This is a genomic window from Stenotrophomonas sp. STEN087, assembly GCF_056759115.1.
The window spans coordinates 1-15,373 of the sequence record NZ_JBRRCR010000094.1; the positions used below are offsets into that span (position 1 = coordinate 1).

Consider the following 15,373-nt stretch of genomic DNA (forward strand, 5'->3'; position numbering starts at 1 on the left):
GTCAGCGTGGCCCGGGCAATCGACGTGGGCGTAGTGACGGGTGGTGGATTCGTATTCGACGTGCGCGGTCGAGATCGTGATACCACGAGCCTTCTCTTCCGGAGCGGCGTCGATTGCCGAGTAATCCTTGAACTCGCCGCCGAAGCGCTCGGCGCCGATCTTGGTCAGCGCGGCGGTCAGCGTGGTCTTGCCGTGATCGACGTGACCGATGGTGCCGACGTTGACGTGCGGCTTGGTGCGCTCGAACTTACCCTTTGCCATTGTTGTATCCCTTGATTGTCGTAAGTGTTTTCAGGAGAGGCTGAGCGAGGCTCAGCCCTTCTTCATGACGGCTTCGGCGATGTTGTTCGGCGCCGGCTCGTAATGGTCGAATTCCATGGTGAAGGTGGCGCGGCCCTGGGTCTGCGAACGCAGCGCAGTGGCGTAACCGAACATTTCACCCAGCGGGATCATCGCGTTGATGATCGAAGCGGAGCCGTCACCAGTGGTGTCGGAACCCTGCAGCACGCCGCGACGACGGCTCACGTCGCCCATCACGTCACCCTGGTAATCCTCCGGGGTCACGATCTCGACCTTCATGATCGGCTCCAGCAGCACCGGCTTGGCCTTGGCGAAGCCCTGCTTGAAGGCCATCGACGATGCCAGCTTGAACGCCATTTCCGAGGAGTCGACGTCGTGGTACGAACCGAAGACCAGCTTGACCTTCACGTCCACCACCGGGAAGCCAGCCAGCGGACCGCTGGTGATGGTTTCGCGCAGGCCCTTTTCGATCGAAGGAATGAATTCCTTCGGAATCACGCCGCCGGTGATGTCATTGATGAACAGGAAGTCGTCCTTGATCAGCGGAGCGATCTTCGCATCGGCGCGGTCTTCAGCGGTGATCGGCGACAGCTCGATCACGACGTGACCGTACTGACCCTTACCGCCGGACTGCTTGGCGTGCTTGTAGTCCGACTTGACGTCGGCCAGGGTGATGGTTTCGCGGTAGGCAACCTGCGGCGCGCCGACGTTGGCTTCAACGTTGAACTCGCGCTTCAGGCGGTCGACGATGATGTCCAGGTGCAGCTCGCCCATGCCCGAGATGATGGTCTGGCCGGATTCTTCGTCGGTCTTGACGCGGAACGACGGATCTTCCTGCGCCAGACGGCCCAGGGCCAGACCCATCTTTTCCTGGTCCGACTTGGTCTTCGGCTCGACAGCCATCGAGATCACCGGTTCCGGGAACGTCATGCGCTCCAGGATGATCGGCTGGTCGATCGAGCACAGGGTGTCACCGGTGGTGGTGTCCTTCAGGCCCACGGCAGCGGCGATGTCACCAGCCAGAACTTCCTTGATTTCTTCGCGGTTGTTCGAATGCATCTGCAGGATGCGGCCGATGCGCTCCTTCTTGCCCTTCACCGAGTTCAGGACGGTGTCGCCACCGTTCAGGGTGCCCGAGTAGACACGGAAGAAGGTCAGCGCGCCGACGAACGGGTCGGTGATGATCTTGAAGGCCAGCGACGAGAACGGAGCCTTGTCGTCGGACTTGCGGGTCATGGCGACGTTTTCGTCATCCACGTCGGTACCGGTCACGTCCGGCACGTCGACCGGCGACGGCAGCAGCTGGATCACGCCGTCCAGCATGGCCTGCACGCCCTTGTTCTTGAACGCCGAACCGCAGTACATCGGGACGATTTCGGTGGCCAGGGTACGGGTACGCAGCGCGTTGATGATTTCAGCCTCGGCCAGCTCTTCGCCGCCCAGGTACTTTTCCATCAGCTCTTCGCTGGCTTCAGCCGCGGTTTCGATCATGAAGGTACGGGCTTCTTCAGCCTTTTCCTGCAGGTCGGCCGGGATGTCGCCGTATTCGAACTTCATGCCCTGCGAGGCTTCATCCCAATGGATGGCCTTCATCTTCAGCAGGTCGACGACGCCCTTGAAGCCGTCCTCGGCACCGATCGGCAGCTGCATCGGCACGGCGACAGCGCCGAGCTTGGCCTTCAGCTGGTCACGGACCTTGTAGAAGTTGGCGCCGGTGCGGTCCATCTTGTTGACGAACGCAATGCGCGGCACCTTGTAACGGTTGGCCTGGCGCCACACGGTTTCCGACTGCGGCTGCACGCCACCGACGGCACACAGCACGAACACCGCGCCATCGAGCACGCGCAGCGAACGCTCGACTTCGATGGTGAAGTCAACGTGCCCGGGGGTGTCGATGATGTTGAAGCGGTGCTCCGGCAGGGACTTGTCCATGCCCTTCCAGAACGCGGTGGTGGCAGCGGACTGGATCGTGATGCCACGCTCCTGCTCCTGCTCCATCCAGTCCATGGTGGCGGCGCCGTCGTGCACTTCACCGATCTTGTGGCTCTTGCCGGTGTAGAACAGGATGCGCTCGGACGTGGTGGTCTTGCCGGCATCGATGTGAGCCATGATGCCGAAGTTACGGTAACGCTCGATGGGAGTGGAACGGGCCACGGGGAGCCTCTCAGATTTCTTGGATTTCGGATGGCCGAACGCCGCCTTGCGGCGGCCTTCGGATTGGCGCAGCCCTTCCGGGGCCGCGAGGCAGCACCGATGTGGTGCTGCCCTGCCTGTTTTACAAGGCCGTCAAACTCACCAGCGGTAGTGGGCGAAGGCCTTGTTGGCTTCGGCCATGCGGTGGGTTTCTTCGCGCTTCTTGATGGCGCCGCCACGGTTTTCCGAGGCGTCGATCAGTTCAGCAGCCAGCTTCTTCGGCATGGTGTTCTCACCACGCTTGCGCGCGGAGTCGATCAGCCAGCGCATGGCCAGGGCCATCTTGCGCGATGCACGCACTTCGACCGGCACCTGGTAGGTGGCACCACCGACACGGCGCGACTTCACTTCGACCGCCGGAGCGACGTTGTCCAGAGCCTTCTGCACCAGCTCGATCGAGTTGGCGTTCTTCTCGGCGATGACGTCCATGGCACCGTACACGATCTTCTCAGCGACGGACTTCTTGCCGCTCAGCATGACCATGTTGATGAAACGGGCGATGGTCTCGCTTCCGTGCTTCGGATCCGGCAGGACGGAACGCTGCGGAGTATTACCCTTACGCGACATAGTGGTCTCTCCTTATGCCTTCGGACGCTTGGCGCCGTACTTGGAACGGGCCTGGCGACGCTTGGCAACGCCGGCGGCGTCGAGCGAGCCACGAACGGTGTGGTAACGCACACCCGGCAGATCCTTGACGCGACCGCCACGGATCAGGACCACGGAGTGCTCCTGCAGGTTGTGGCCTTCGCCGCCGATGTAGGAAATGACTTCTTCCTGGTTGGTCAGGCGGACCTTGGCAACCTTGCGGAGAGCCGAGTTCGGCTTCTTCGGGGTGGTGGTGTAAACGCGCGTGCAGACGCCACGGCGCTGCGGGCACTTGTCGAGCGCCGGCGAGGCACTCTTGTACGTAGTAGCTTGCCGCGGCTTGCGGACCAGCTGGTTGATCGTCGCCATCAGTAGGTTCTTCTGATTGGTGGCCGGAAATCCGGCCAGAGATGCGGAAATGTTAAAGCAGGCCAAAATTCTGGCCTGCTGAGACAGACGATTGTAGCAACCTGTCAGGAAAGCAGTCAAACGCCTCCTGTCAAGCCCGTTCCTGATCCTGGAACGTTACTGGGGAGCCTCCGTGCACCCCGTTCAGGTTGGTCGAGTGGATCGCGGACGATCCCCCTGCCCTTTCCCAATCCCGTCGATGGACCGACGGGGTGGTCCGGCCTCGCGGCCGGACCTGATACCTCATTCTTCGCCAGACGCCTGTTCAGCTTCGGCTTCGACGGCCGGAGCTTCAACGGCTGCCGGGGTGCCGGTCAGGGCCTGCATCTCCGAGTCGGTGAGACCCGAAGCGCCGCGGCGGCGGCTGCTGTGGTACGACAGACCGGTACCGGCCGGGATCAGGCGGCCGACGATGACGTTTTCCTTCAGGCCGCGCAGGTTGTCCTTGGTGCCGCGGACGGCAGCTTCGGTCAGCACGCGGGTGGTTTCCTGGAACGAAGCGGCCGAGATGAACGATTCGGTCGCCAGCGATGCCTTGGTGATACCCAGCAGGACCGGATCGAAGTGCGCCGGCAGCTCGTTGCGGGTCGACAGGCGCGCATTCTCCTCGATTACGCGCTGGCGCTCCACCTGTTCGCCGTTCAGGAACTTGCTGCTGCCCTGGTCGGTGATCTCGACCTTGCGCAGCATCTGGCGGGTGATGACCTCGATGTGCTTGTCGTTGATCTTCACGCCCTGCAGGCGGTACACGTCCTGGATTTCCTTCACCAGGTAGGCAGCCAGCGGTTCGACACCCAGCAGACGCAGGATGTCCTGCGGGCTCGGCTCGCCGTCCACGATGGTTTCACCCTTGGTGACATGCTCGCCTTCGAACACGATGACCTGGCGGTACTTCGGGATCAGCTCTTCGTGTTCCGAACCATCGGTGTCCTTGATGATCAGGCGCTGCTTGCCCTTGGTGTCCTTGCCGAAGCTGATGATGCCCGAACGCTCGGCCAGCACTGCCGGATCCTTCGGCTTGCGGGCTTCGAACAGATCGGCCACGCGCGGCAGACCACCGGTGATGTCGCGGGTCTTCGACGCTTCCTGCGGGATCTTGGCGACGACGTCGCCCACGCCCACTGCGGCGCCGTCCTGCAGGTTGACGATCGAACGCGGCGGCAGCAGGTACTGCGCCGGCAGATCGGTGCCCGGGATGGACAGGTCGTTGCCCTTGGCGTCGACGATGCGCACGATCGGGCGCAGGTCCTTGGCCTGGGCACCACGACGCTTCGGATCGGTGATTTCGCGCGACGCCAGGCCGGTCAGCTCGTCGGTCTTCTCGATGACGGTGATGCCGTCGACGAAGTCGATGAAGCGGATGAAGCCGGCAACTTCCGACACGATCGGGTGGTTATGCGGATCCCAATTGGCCACGGTCTGGCCAGCCTTGATCGCATCACCGTCCTTCGAGGTGATGGTCGCACCGTACGGCAGCTTGTAACGCTCACGCTCACGGCCGTGGGCATCGAGCACCGAGATTTCGCCCGAACGCGACACTGCCACCAGCGAGCCGTTGGCGTGCTCGACCGACTTGAGGTTGCTGAACTTGACCGAGCCGGTGGTCTTGACGGTGATGTTGTCGACCGCAGCAGCTCGCGACGCCGCACCACCGATGTGGAACGTACGCATGGTCAGCTGGGTACCCGGCTCACCGATGGACTGGGCGGCGATGACGCCGACCGCTTCACCGATGTTGACCAGGTGACCACGGGCCAGATCGCGGCCGTAGCAGCGCGAGCAGACACCGAAGGCCGATTCGCAGGAGATGGTCGAGCGGACCTTGATGGTCTGCACGCCGGCATCTTCCAGCTTGGCGACCCAGGCTTCGTCCAGCAGGGTGTTGCGGATGACGATCGGATCTTCGTCGTTGCCCGGCAGGAACACGTCCTCGGCAACCACGCGACCCAGCACGCGATCCTTCAGCGGCTCGACCACGTCGCCGCCTTCCACGATCGGGGTCATGATCAGGCCTTCGGTGGTACCGCAATCCACTTCGGTGATCACCACGTCCTGCGCGACGTCGACCAGACGACGGGTCAGGTAACCCGAGTTCGCGGTCTTCAGCGCGGTATCGGCCAGACCCTTACGGGCACCGTGGGTGGAGTTGAAGTACTCCTGCACGTTCAGGCCTTCGCGGAAGTTCGCCTTGATGGGCGTCTCGATGATCGAGCCGTCCGGACGCGCCATCAGGCCACGCATACCGGCCAGCTGACGGATCTGCGCCTGCGAACCACGCGCACCGGAGTCGGCCATGATGTACAGCGAGTTCATCGACTTCTGGTCGATGGTCTCACCCTTGGCATTGACGACCTTCTCGGTACCGATGGTGTCCATCATCGCCTTGGCGATGCGCTCATTGGTGCGCGACCAGATGTCGACCACCTTGTTGTAGCGCTCGCCGGCGGTGACCAGGCCCGACTGGTACTGCTCCTGGATTTCCAGCACTTCGGCTTCGGCCTCGGTGAGGATGCCCTTCTTCTCGTCCGGGATCAGCATGTCGTCGATGCCGATGGAAACGCCGGCGCGGGTCGCGTAAGCGAAGCCGGTGTACATCAGCTTGTCGGCGAACACGACCGTGTCCTTCAGACCCAGCTGGCGGTAGCTGGAGTTGATCAGGCGGCTGATGTTCTTCTTGGTCAGCTCGGTGTTGGCCAGCGCGAACGGCAGGCCTTCCGGCAGGATTTCAGCCAGCAGGGCGCGACCGATCGTGGTGTCCACGATCGAGGTCTTGTTCTGCTTGTTGCCTTCTTCGTCGGTCACCACTTCGGTGATGCGGACCTTGACGCGTGCGTGCAGTTCCACCACGCGGTTGTCGTAGGCGCGCTTCACTTCGGCGATGTTGGCGAAGGCCATGCCCTCGCCCTTCTTGTTTTCCAGCGAGCGGGTCATGTAGTACAGACCCAGCACGACGTCCTGCGACGGCACGATGATCGGCTCGCCGTTGGCCGGCGACAGGATGTTGTTGGTCGACATCATCAGCGCACGCGCTTCCAGCTGGGCTTCCAGCGAGAGCGGCACGTGGACGGCCATCTGGTCACCGTCGAAGTCGGCGTTGAACGCGGTGCAGACCAGCGGGTGCAGCTGGATGGCCTTGCCTTCGATCAGCACCGGCTCGAACGCCTGGATGCCCAGACGGTGCAGGGTCGGCGCACGGTTCAGCATGACCGGATGTTCGCGGATGACCTCTTCCAGGATGTCCCAGACTTCGGCTTCTTCGCGCTCGACCAGCTTCTTGGCGGCCTTGATGGTGGTGGCCAGGCCACGACGCTGCAGCTTGGCGAAGACGAACGGCTTGAACAGCTCGAGCGCCATCTTCTTCGGCAGGCCGCACTGGTGCAGGCGCAGGTACGGACCGACCACGATGACCGAACGGCCCGAGTAGTCGACGCGCTTGCCCAGCAGGTTCTGGCGGAAGCGGCCCTGCTTGCCCTTGATCATGTCGGCCAGCGACTTCAGCGGGCGCTTGTTGGTGCCGGTGATGGCACGGCCGCGACGGCCGTTGTCCAGCAGCGCATCGACCGATTCCTGCAGCATGCGCTTCTCATTGCGCACGATGATGTCCGGCGCGCTCAGTTCGAGCAGGCGGCGCAGGCGGTTGTTGCGGTTGATGACGCGACGGTACAGGTCGTTCAGGTCGGAGGTCGCGAAGCGGCCGCCATCCAGCGGGACCAGCGGACGCAGGTCCGGCGGCAGCACCGGCAGCACGGTCATGACCATCCATTCCGGACGGTTGCCCGACTCCAGGAAGGCTTCGATCAGCTTGATGCGCTTGGTGAGGCGCTTCAGCTTGGTTTCCGAACCGGTAGCGGCGATTTCTTCGCGCAGGCGGGTCATTTCCGACTGCAGGTCGATGGTGCGCAGCAGTTCGTACACGGCCTCGGCGCCCATGGCGGCGTCGAAGTCGTCACCGTGTTCCTGGCGGGCGGTCAGGTACTGTTCTTCGGTCAGCAGCTGGCGGCGCTCCAGGGCGGTCAGGCCCGGCTCGGTCACCACGTAGGCTTCGAAGTACAGCACGCGCTCGATGTCACGCAGGGTCATGTCCAGCATCAGGCCGATGCGCGACGGCAGCGACTTGAGGAACCAGATGTGCGCGACCGGCGAGGCCAGGTCGATGTGGCCCATGCGCTCGCGGCGCACCTTGGCCAGGGTCACTTCGGTGCCGCACTTCTCGCAGACCACGCCGCGGTGCTTCATGCGCTTGTACTTGCCGCACAGGCACTCGTAGTCCTTGACCGGCCCGAAGATGGCGGCGCAGAACAGGCCGTCACGCTCCGGCTTGAAGGTACGGTAGTTGATGGTTTCCGGCTTCTTCACTTCGCCGAAGGACCACGAACGGATCAGGTCCGGCGAGGCCAGCGCGATCTTGATCGCGTCGAAGTCCAGCGTCTGGCGCTGCTGGTTGAAGAGGTTGAGCAGGTCTTTCATGGTGTTCTCCAGAAGGAGGAATGCTGTGTCGATGGGCTTTCAGTTGACTGCCAGCGGCGCGGCGGCGGACCGCCGCGCCGGCATGGATCAGTTGTCTTCCAGTTCCATGTTGATGGCCAGCGAGCGGATTTCCTTCACGAGGACGTTGAAGGATTCCGGCATGCCCGCGACCATCTCGTGCTCACCGTCGACGATGTTCTTGTACATCTGGTTGCGGCCCTGCACGTCATCGGACTTCACCGTCAGCATTTCCTGCAGGGTGTAGGCCGCGCCGTAGGCTTCCAGCGCCCAGACTTCCATTTCACCGAAGCGCTGGCCGCCGAACTGCGCCTTGCCGCCCAGCGGCTGCTGGGTGACGAGCGAGTACGGACCGGTCGAACGGGCGTGCATCTTGTCGTCGACCAGGTGGTTCAGCTTCAGGTAGTGCATGTAACCGACGGTGGTGTGGCGGTCGAAGGCTTCACCGGTGCGGCCGTCGTACAGCTGGGTCTGGCCACTGCTCGGCAGGTCGGCCAGTTCCAGCATGCGCTTGATTTCCGCTTCGGTGGCGCCGTCGAACACCGGGGTGGCCATCGGCACGCCGTCGGTCAGGTTACGGGCCAGACGCAGCAGTTCCTCGTCGCTGAACTGCGACAGGTCGACACGGTTGGCCACGTTGGTGTCGTCGTGGTTGTAGATGTCGTCCAGGAACTTGCGCAGGTCGGCAACCGCAGCCTGGGCTTCCATCATCGCCTGGATCTTGCGACCCAGACCCTTGGCTGCCCAGCCCAGGTGCACTTCCAGGATCTGGCCGATGTTCATACGCGACGGCACGCCCAGCGGGTTCAGCACGATGTCCACGGTTTCACCCGAGGCCATGTACGGCATGTCCTCGACCGGCACCACGTTGGAGACCACACCCTTGTTGCCGTGGCGGCCTGCCATCTTGTCGCCCGGCTGGATGCGGCGCTTCACGGCCAGGAACACCTTGACCATCTTCAGCACGCCCGGGGCGAGGTCGTCGCCGGCGGTGATCTTGCCGCGCTTGTCGGCGAAGCGACGCTCGAATTCCTTCTCGTGCGCCTGGATCTGCTTCTGGGCGCGCTCGATGGCTTCCGAAGCGTCCTCGTCCTTCATGCGCAGGGCGAACCAGTCAGCCTTCTTCAGGCCGTCCAGGTAGGCGTCGGAGATGACGTCACCCTTCTTCAGGCCGGCACCACCGTTGACCACCTTGCCCACGATCTGCGAACGCAGACGCATGTAGATGGCGGCTTCCAGGATGCGGAACTGGTCGTCGAAGTCCTTCTTGACGCGCTTGATTTCAGACTCTTCGATCTGGCGGGCGCGCTTGTCCTTCTCGATGCCGTCGCGGGTGAAGACCTGCACGTCGATGACGGTGCCGTCCATGCCCGGCGGAACGCGCAGCGAGCTGTCCTTAACGTCCGAAGCCTTCTCGCCGAAGATCGCGCGCAGCAGCTTCTCTTCCGGGGTCAGCTGGCTTTCGCCCTTCGGGGTGACCTTGCCGACCATGATGTCGCCGGCGCGGACTTCCGCACCGATGTACACCACGCCGCTTTCGTCCAGGCGGTTCAGCGCCTGCTCGGAAACGTTCGGGATGTCGGCGGAGATTTCCTCCGGCCCCAGCTTGGTGTCACGCGCGACGCAGGTCAGCTCTTCGATGTGGATCGTGGTGTAGCGATCCTCTTCCACCACGCGCTCGGAGAGCAGGATGGAGTCTTCGAAGTTGTAGCCGTTCCACGGCATGAACGCGATCAGCATGTTCTGGCCCAGGGCCAGTTCGCCGATGTCGGTGGACGGACCGTCGGCCAGCACGTCGCCGCGGGCGATGACGTCACCCACCTGGACCAGCGGACGCTGGTTGATGCAGGTGTTCTGGTTCGAACGGGTGTACTTGACCAGGTTGTAGATGTCGACGCCGGCGTCGGTGGCACCGACGATTTCTTCCTCGACCACCTTGACCACGATGCGCGCGGCATCGATCTGCACGATCTCGCCACCACGACGGGCGTTGACGGTCACACCGGAGTCACGCGCCACGGCGCGCTCGATGCCGGTACCGACCAGCGGCTTCTGCGCACGCAGGGTCGGCACGGCCTGACGCTGCATGTTCGCGCCCATCAGTGCGCGGTTTGCGTCATCGTGCTCCAGGAACGGAACCAGCGCGGCCGCGATCGACACGGTCTGCATCGGCGAGACGTCCATGAAGTGGACTTCCGCCGGCGGCTTCAGCAGCGATTCGCCCTGGAAACGGCAGGGAACGAACTGCTCGGTCAGCACGCTGTCGGCATTGGTCAGGGCGTTGGCCTGCGCAATGACGTACTCGTTTTCTTCAATGGCCGACAGGAACTCGACTTCGTCGTACACCTTGCCGTCCACGACCTTGCGGTACGGGGTCTCGAGGAAACCGTACTTGTTGGTGCGGGCGTACACGGCCAGCGAGTTGATCAGGCCGATGTTCGGGCCTTCCGGCGTTTCGATGGTGCAGACGCGGCCGTAATGGGTCGGGTGCACGTCGCGCACTTCGAAGCCGGCGCGCTCACGGGTCAGGCCGCCCGGGCCCAGGGCCGAGACGCGACGCTTGTGGGTCACTTCCGACAGCGGGTTGTTCTGATCCATGAACTGCGACAGCTGCGAGGAGCCGAAGAATTCCTTGATGGCAGCGGCAACCGGCTTGGCGTTGATCAGCTCCTGCGGGGTAAGGCCTTCCGACTCGGCCATCGACAGGCGCTCCTTGACCGCGCGCTCGACGCGGACCAGGCCGACGCGGAACACGTTCTCGGCCATTTCGCCGACCGAACGCACGCGACGGTTGCCCAGGTGATCGATGTCATCGACCACACCGCGACCGTTACGGATCTCGGTCAGGACCTTGATCACGTCCAGGATGTCGGAGCTGTCGCCGTGGGCACCGACCAGGCGCTTGGACTCTTCGTCGTTGCGCTCGCCGAAGTACTTGCTGTCATACAGCACGGCTTCGCCGGTGGTTTCCTTGCGGCCCACGCGACGGTTGAACTTCATGCGGCCGACCGCGGACAGGTCGTAGCGCTCGAAGGTGAAGAACAGGTTGTGGAACAGGTTCTGCGCGGCATCCTTGGTCGGCGGCTCGCCCGGACGCATCATGCGGTAGATCTCGACCAGGGCTTCCAGCTGGGTCTTGGTCGGATCGATGCGCAGGGTGTTGGACAGGTACGGGCCACGATCCAGGTCGTTCACCCACAGGGTGCCCACCGCATCGACGCCGGCCTTGCGGAAGTTCTGCAGCTGCTCGTCGCTGATCTCGTCGTTGGCCTGGGCCAGCAGTTCGCCGGTCGAGGCATCGACCACGTCGTGCGACAGGATGCGGCCGACGATGTAGTCGTCCGGCACGGCCAGGGCGGCAATGCCCGAGGCTTCCAGCTGCTTGATGTGGCGCGCGGTGATGCGCTTGCCGGCTTCCACGATGACCTTGTCGCCGTCGGCGAGGTCGAAGCCCAGGGTTTCACCACGCAGGCGCTCCGGCACCAGCTCCAGCTGGACGCCTTCATCCGGGTTGATGTGGAAGGTGTTGATCTCGAAGAACTCGGCCAGCATCTCTTCGTTGCTGTAGCCAAGCGCGCGCAGCAGGATCGACACCGGCAGCTTGCGGCGGCGGTCGATACGGGTGAACAGCGCGTCCTTCGGGTCGAACTCGAAGTCCAGCCAGGAACCGCGGTAAGGAATGATGCGGGCGCTGTACAGCAGCTTGCCCGAGCTGTGGGTCTTGCCACGGTCGTGGTCGAAGAACACGCCCGGCGAACGGTGCAGCTGCGAGACGATGACGCGCTCGGTGCCGTTGACGATGAAGGTGCCGTTCTCGGTCATCAGCGGGATTTCGCCCAGATAGACCTCCTGCTCCTTCACGTACTTGATGGCCTTGGTCGACGACTCGCGGTCGTAGATGACCAGGCGCACGGTCACGCGCAGCGGCGCACCGTAGCTCATGCCACGCTGACGGCACTCACGCTCGTCGAAGACCGGCTCGCCCAGCTTGTAGCCGACGTATTCCAGGGCGGCATTGCCGCTGTAGCTGGCGATCGGGAAGACCGACTTCAGCGCAGCGTGCAGGCCGTAATCGGCGCGCTTGGCCGGATCGATGTTTTCCTGCAGGAAATCACGGTAGGAGTCCACCTGGATGGCCAGCAGGAACGGCACTTCGAGGATCGAGCGCTGCTTGCCGAAATCCTTGCGGATACGCTTTTTTTCGGTGAACGAATAGGACGTCATGAGGTCTTCCACCTTGTTGTGCGGGCCGTGCGCCCACGACCCGAAGGAAACTTGAAATTGTCAGTTGGAAGTCGCTGGTATTGCCGGCACCAGCACGCCTTCTCTTGCTACTTCCAACTGCCAACTCGTCTGCATCTACTGCCCTGCTGCCGCGCGTGGCGCTGGCTGGCGAGGTTGTGACCGCAGCCCGTGTTGGGCTTTTTCTGCTTTTGAACCGGTAGAGTCGACTGTTAGTCGACTTCCTTCACAGCAGTCGACTAACAGTCGACTCAACCGATACCGCAACAACGACCAAAGGCCGGGGGCTTACGCCCCCAGCCTTGGCTGCATCGCCGTGAATCGATGACGATGCAAGGGAAGTGCTTACTTGACTTCGACAGTCGCGCCAGCAGCTTCCAGGTCCTTCTTCATCTTCTCGGCTTCGTCCTTCGAAGCGTTGTCCTTCAGGACGCCGCCGGCTTCGGCCAGGTCCTTCGCTTCCTTCAGGCCCAGGCCGGTGATGGCGCGGACGGCCTTGATGACTTCAACCTTCTTGTCGCCAGCGGACTTCAGGGTGACGACGAATTCGGTCTGCTCTTCAACGACGGCAGCCGGGCCAGCCACAGCGGCGGCAACCGGAGCAGCGGCGGAGACGCCGAACTTCTCTTCGATGGCCTTGACCAGCTCCATCACTTCCATCAGGGACTTCTCGGCGATGGCGTCGACGATCTGTTCGTTGGTAAGGGACATGATAATTACCTTTGGATGATTTTCTGGGTTGAGGTTCCGTCAGGAACCACTAAATAGTCGAAACTCAGGCGGTCTCGGCGGCCGGTTCAGCAGCTTCAGCGGCTTCGCCACCGTTCTGCTTGTCACCGATAGCCTTGATGGCGCGGGCGAACATCGTGACCGGCTCGGCCAGGACGCGTGCCAGCATTGCCAGGGCCTGGTCGCGGGTCGGCAGCGATGCCAGAACCTCGACGTGGCTCGCCGGGAACACTTCACCACCGATGGCGACGACCTTAGCCTTCAGCTTGTCGTTGCCCTTGGCGGCTTCCTTGATCAGGCGACCGGCTGCGCCGGGCTCCTCGAGCGAGAACGCGTACAGCAGCGGACCAACCATCTGGTCCTGTGCGACTGCGAACTCGGTGCCTTCAACAGCGCGCGAAGCCAGGGTGTTCTTGACAACTTTCAAGAAAACACCGGTTTCACGAGCCTGCTTGCGCATCGCGGTCATCTGGGCGACCGTGGTGCCAGCGTATTCGGCTGCGATCAAGGAGTGGGCCTTGGCGGCGACGTCTGCCAGCTCGGCGACTACTTCTTGCTTCTGGGACAGATTGAGAGCCATTGCACTCCTCCAATTGAACTCCGCTTACGGCTCCTGCCGTGTGCGGTCCTGTGCGGCATCCGTCCTGGACGCCGGGAACATCGGAATGATGCTCCGGGGGTGGGCCGTTCCAGACCTGGAGTGCAATCGGGGAAGATCCCAGACGTGCGTGAACCAGAAAAACTCCAGAAGGGCACCATCTACGCAGGTTGATTCCGAAGAATCGATTAAGCGGTCATTGCTGCTCCGGCGGCGACTCCCTGCCATATCGAGCTTCCGTGCCCGTCGCCGGTATTGCCACGACCGCGCCTGCGGTCTTTGACGGCTACCGCCAGCGATGGACTGCCGGCGACGCCTTCAAATGTCACGGTCACGGCGCCCGAGGGTACCGTGACCGCTTGAAACAATTACTTCAGGGTCAGCGACGACTGGTCGACGGTGACGCCCGGGCCCATCGTCGAGCTGACCGAAACCTTCTGCAGGTAGGTGCCCTTCGACGTCGCCGGCTTGGCCTTGATCAGGTCCAGCAGCAGCGCGGTCAGGTTCGACTTCAGCGCGTCTTCGGCGAAGTCGGCCTTGCCGATGGTGCAGTGGATGATACCGGCCTTGTCGGTGCGGTAACGGACCTGGCCCGACTTGGCGTTCTTCACGGCTTCACCCGGGTTCGGGGAAACGGTGCCGACCTTCGGGTTCGGCATCAGGCCGCGCGGGCCCAGCACGGTGCCCAGCTTACCGACGACGCGCATGGCGTCCGGGGTCGCGATGACGACGTCGTAGTTCAGATCGCCGGCCTGCATCTTCTCGGCCAGATCGTCCATACCGACGGCTTCGGCGCCAGCGGCCAGGGCTTCGTCAGCCTTGGCACCGGCCGGAGCGAAGACGGCGACGCGGACCGACTTGCCGGTACCAGCCGGCAGCACGGTGGAGCCACGGACCTGCTGGTCGGACTTCTTGGCATCGACGCCCAGGCGCACGGCAACGTCGATCGACTCGACGAACTTGGCCTTGGTGGCGGTCTTCAGGATGTTGATCGCGTCTTCGAAGGCGTACGACTTGCCCGGGACAACGGCGGCCTTGATGGCCTTTTCGCGCTTGTTCTGTGCCATCTGATTAACCCTCCACCACGAGGCCCATGGAACGGGCAGAGCCAGCGATGGTACGCACGGCGGCGTCCAGATCGGCGGCAGTCAGATCCGGTTCCTTCGCCTTGGCGATCTCTTCCAGCTGCTTACGGGTGACCTTGCCGACCTTCTCGGTGTTCGGGCGCTTGGAGCCCGACGAGATGCCAGCGGCCTTCTTCAGCAGGGTGGTGGCCGGGGTGCTCTTGGTGATGAAGGTGAACGTACGGTCCGAGTAGGCCGTGATGATCACCGGAACCGGCAGACCCGGCTCGAGCTTCTGCGTGGCAGCGTTGAACGCCTTGCAGAATTCCATGATGTTCAGGCCGCGCTGACCCAGCGCAGGACCGACCGGCGGCGAGGGGTTGGCCTGACCGGCCTTCACCTGCAGCTTGATGTAACCGACAACTTTCTTTGCCATGAGTATGCTCTCCGGGTGCTAGCGCCTTGCGACAACAGGCTCCCCATCGGACCGGGAATCACGCGTCCCGGCATCGCGTTTTGAAATCATGCTGAAGGCCGCCTTGCGGCGGCTTCATCCTGCTGGCTTCCCAGCGGGGAGCCGCGCACTATATCAGGTTTTTTCTTCACATGCCTGAAGCGGCACGTAAACGAACGAAACCGGGCTGAGCCCGGTTCCTCTTGTAGAGTCGGGGCGCGCGGGAGCAGGCACCGACAAAAAGGGCGGGGGGAAGGGTAGAAACAACTCTGGGGGGAGCGGGGGGGGGAGCCGGGGGCCGGGTTGGCGGGGGGG

10 protein-coding genes are annotated in these 15,373 nt (G+C 63.1%); all 10 read right to left on the reverse strand.

Annotated features, from left to right (window positions below):
* Nucleotides 1-261 (reverse strand): GTP-binding protein (locus tag ACVOK1_RS17870; protein WP_481562759.1); only part of this gene is annotated, 261 nt, incomplete at its 3' end.
* A 51-nt stretch (nt 262-312) separates the two neighbouring features.
* Nucleotides 313-2,454, reverse strand: a complete 2,142-nt coding sequence (fusA, locus tag ACVOK1_RS17875; protein WP_200753710.1) for an elongation factor G — start codon at nt 2,452-2,454, stop codon at nt 313-315.
* 138 nt (nt 2,455-2,592) lie between these two features.
* On the reverse strand, nt 2,593-3,060 hold the full coding sequence (gene rpsG / locus ACVOK1_RS17880) for a 30S ribosomal protein S7 (protein ID WP_108767848.1): 468 nt from the start codon (nt 3,058-3,060) through the stop codon (nt 2,593-2,595).
* 12 nt (nt 3,061-3,072) lie between these two features.
* Nucleotides 3,073-3,447 (reverse strand): 30S ribosomal protein S12, encoded by a 375-nt coding sequence (gene rpsL / locus ACVOK1_RS17885; protein ID WP_004145320.1) that lies wholly within the window; start codon nt 3,445-3,447, stop codon nt 3,073-3,075.
* Nucleotides 3,448-3,729: 282 nt separating this feature from the next.
* Nucleotides 3,730-7,953: a DNA-directed RNA polymerase subunit beta' gene (rpoC, locus tag ACVOK1_RS17890; protein WP_481562833.1), complete on the reverse strand. Its 4,224-nt coding sequence runs from the start codon at nt 7,951-7,953 to the stop codon at nt 3,730-3,732.
* An 87-nt stretch (nt 7,954-8,040) separates the two neighbouring features.
* Nucleotides 8,041-12,195: a DNA-directed RNA polymerase subunit beta gene (gene rpoB, locus ACVOK1_RS17895; protein ID WP_079220749.1), complete on the reverse strand. Its 4,155-nt coding sequence runs from the start codon at nt 12,193-12,195 to the stop codon at nt 8,041-8,043.
* Between the two features lie 363 nt (nt 12,196-12,558).
* Nucleotides 12,559-12,924: a 50S ribosomal protein L7/L12 gene (gene rplL / locus ACVOK1_RS17900; RefSeq protein ID WP_108767846.1), complete on the reverse strand. Its 366-nt coding sequence runs from the start codon at nt 12,922-12,924 to the stop codon at nt 12,559-12,561.
* A gap of 64 nt (nt 12,925-12,988) precedes the next feature.
* The gene (gene rplJ, locus ACVOK1_RS17905) at nt 12,989-13,522 is read right to left on the reverse strand and encodes a 50S ribosomal protein L10 (protein ID WP_079220748.1); all 534 of its coding nucleotides are present in this window, start codon (nt 13,520-13,522) and stop codon (nt 12,989-12,991) included.
* Between the two features lie 386 nt (nt 13,523-13,908).
* Entirely contained in the window at nt 13,909-14,607 is a 699-nt protein-coding gene (gene rplA / locus ACVOK1_RS17910) for a 50S ribosomal protein L1 (RefSeq protein ID WP_079220747.1), read from the reverse strand.
* Between the two features lie 4 nt (nt 14,608-14,611).
* Nucleotides 14,612-15,040, reverse strand: coding sequence for a 50S ribosomal protein L11 (gene rplK / locus ACVOK1_RS17915; protein ID WP_004145248.1), 429 nt, complete (start codon nt 15,038-15,040; stop codon nt 14,612-14,614).
* Nucleotides 15,041-15,373: the final 333 nt, after the last annotated feature.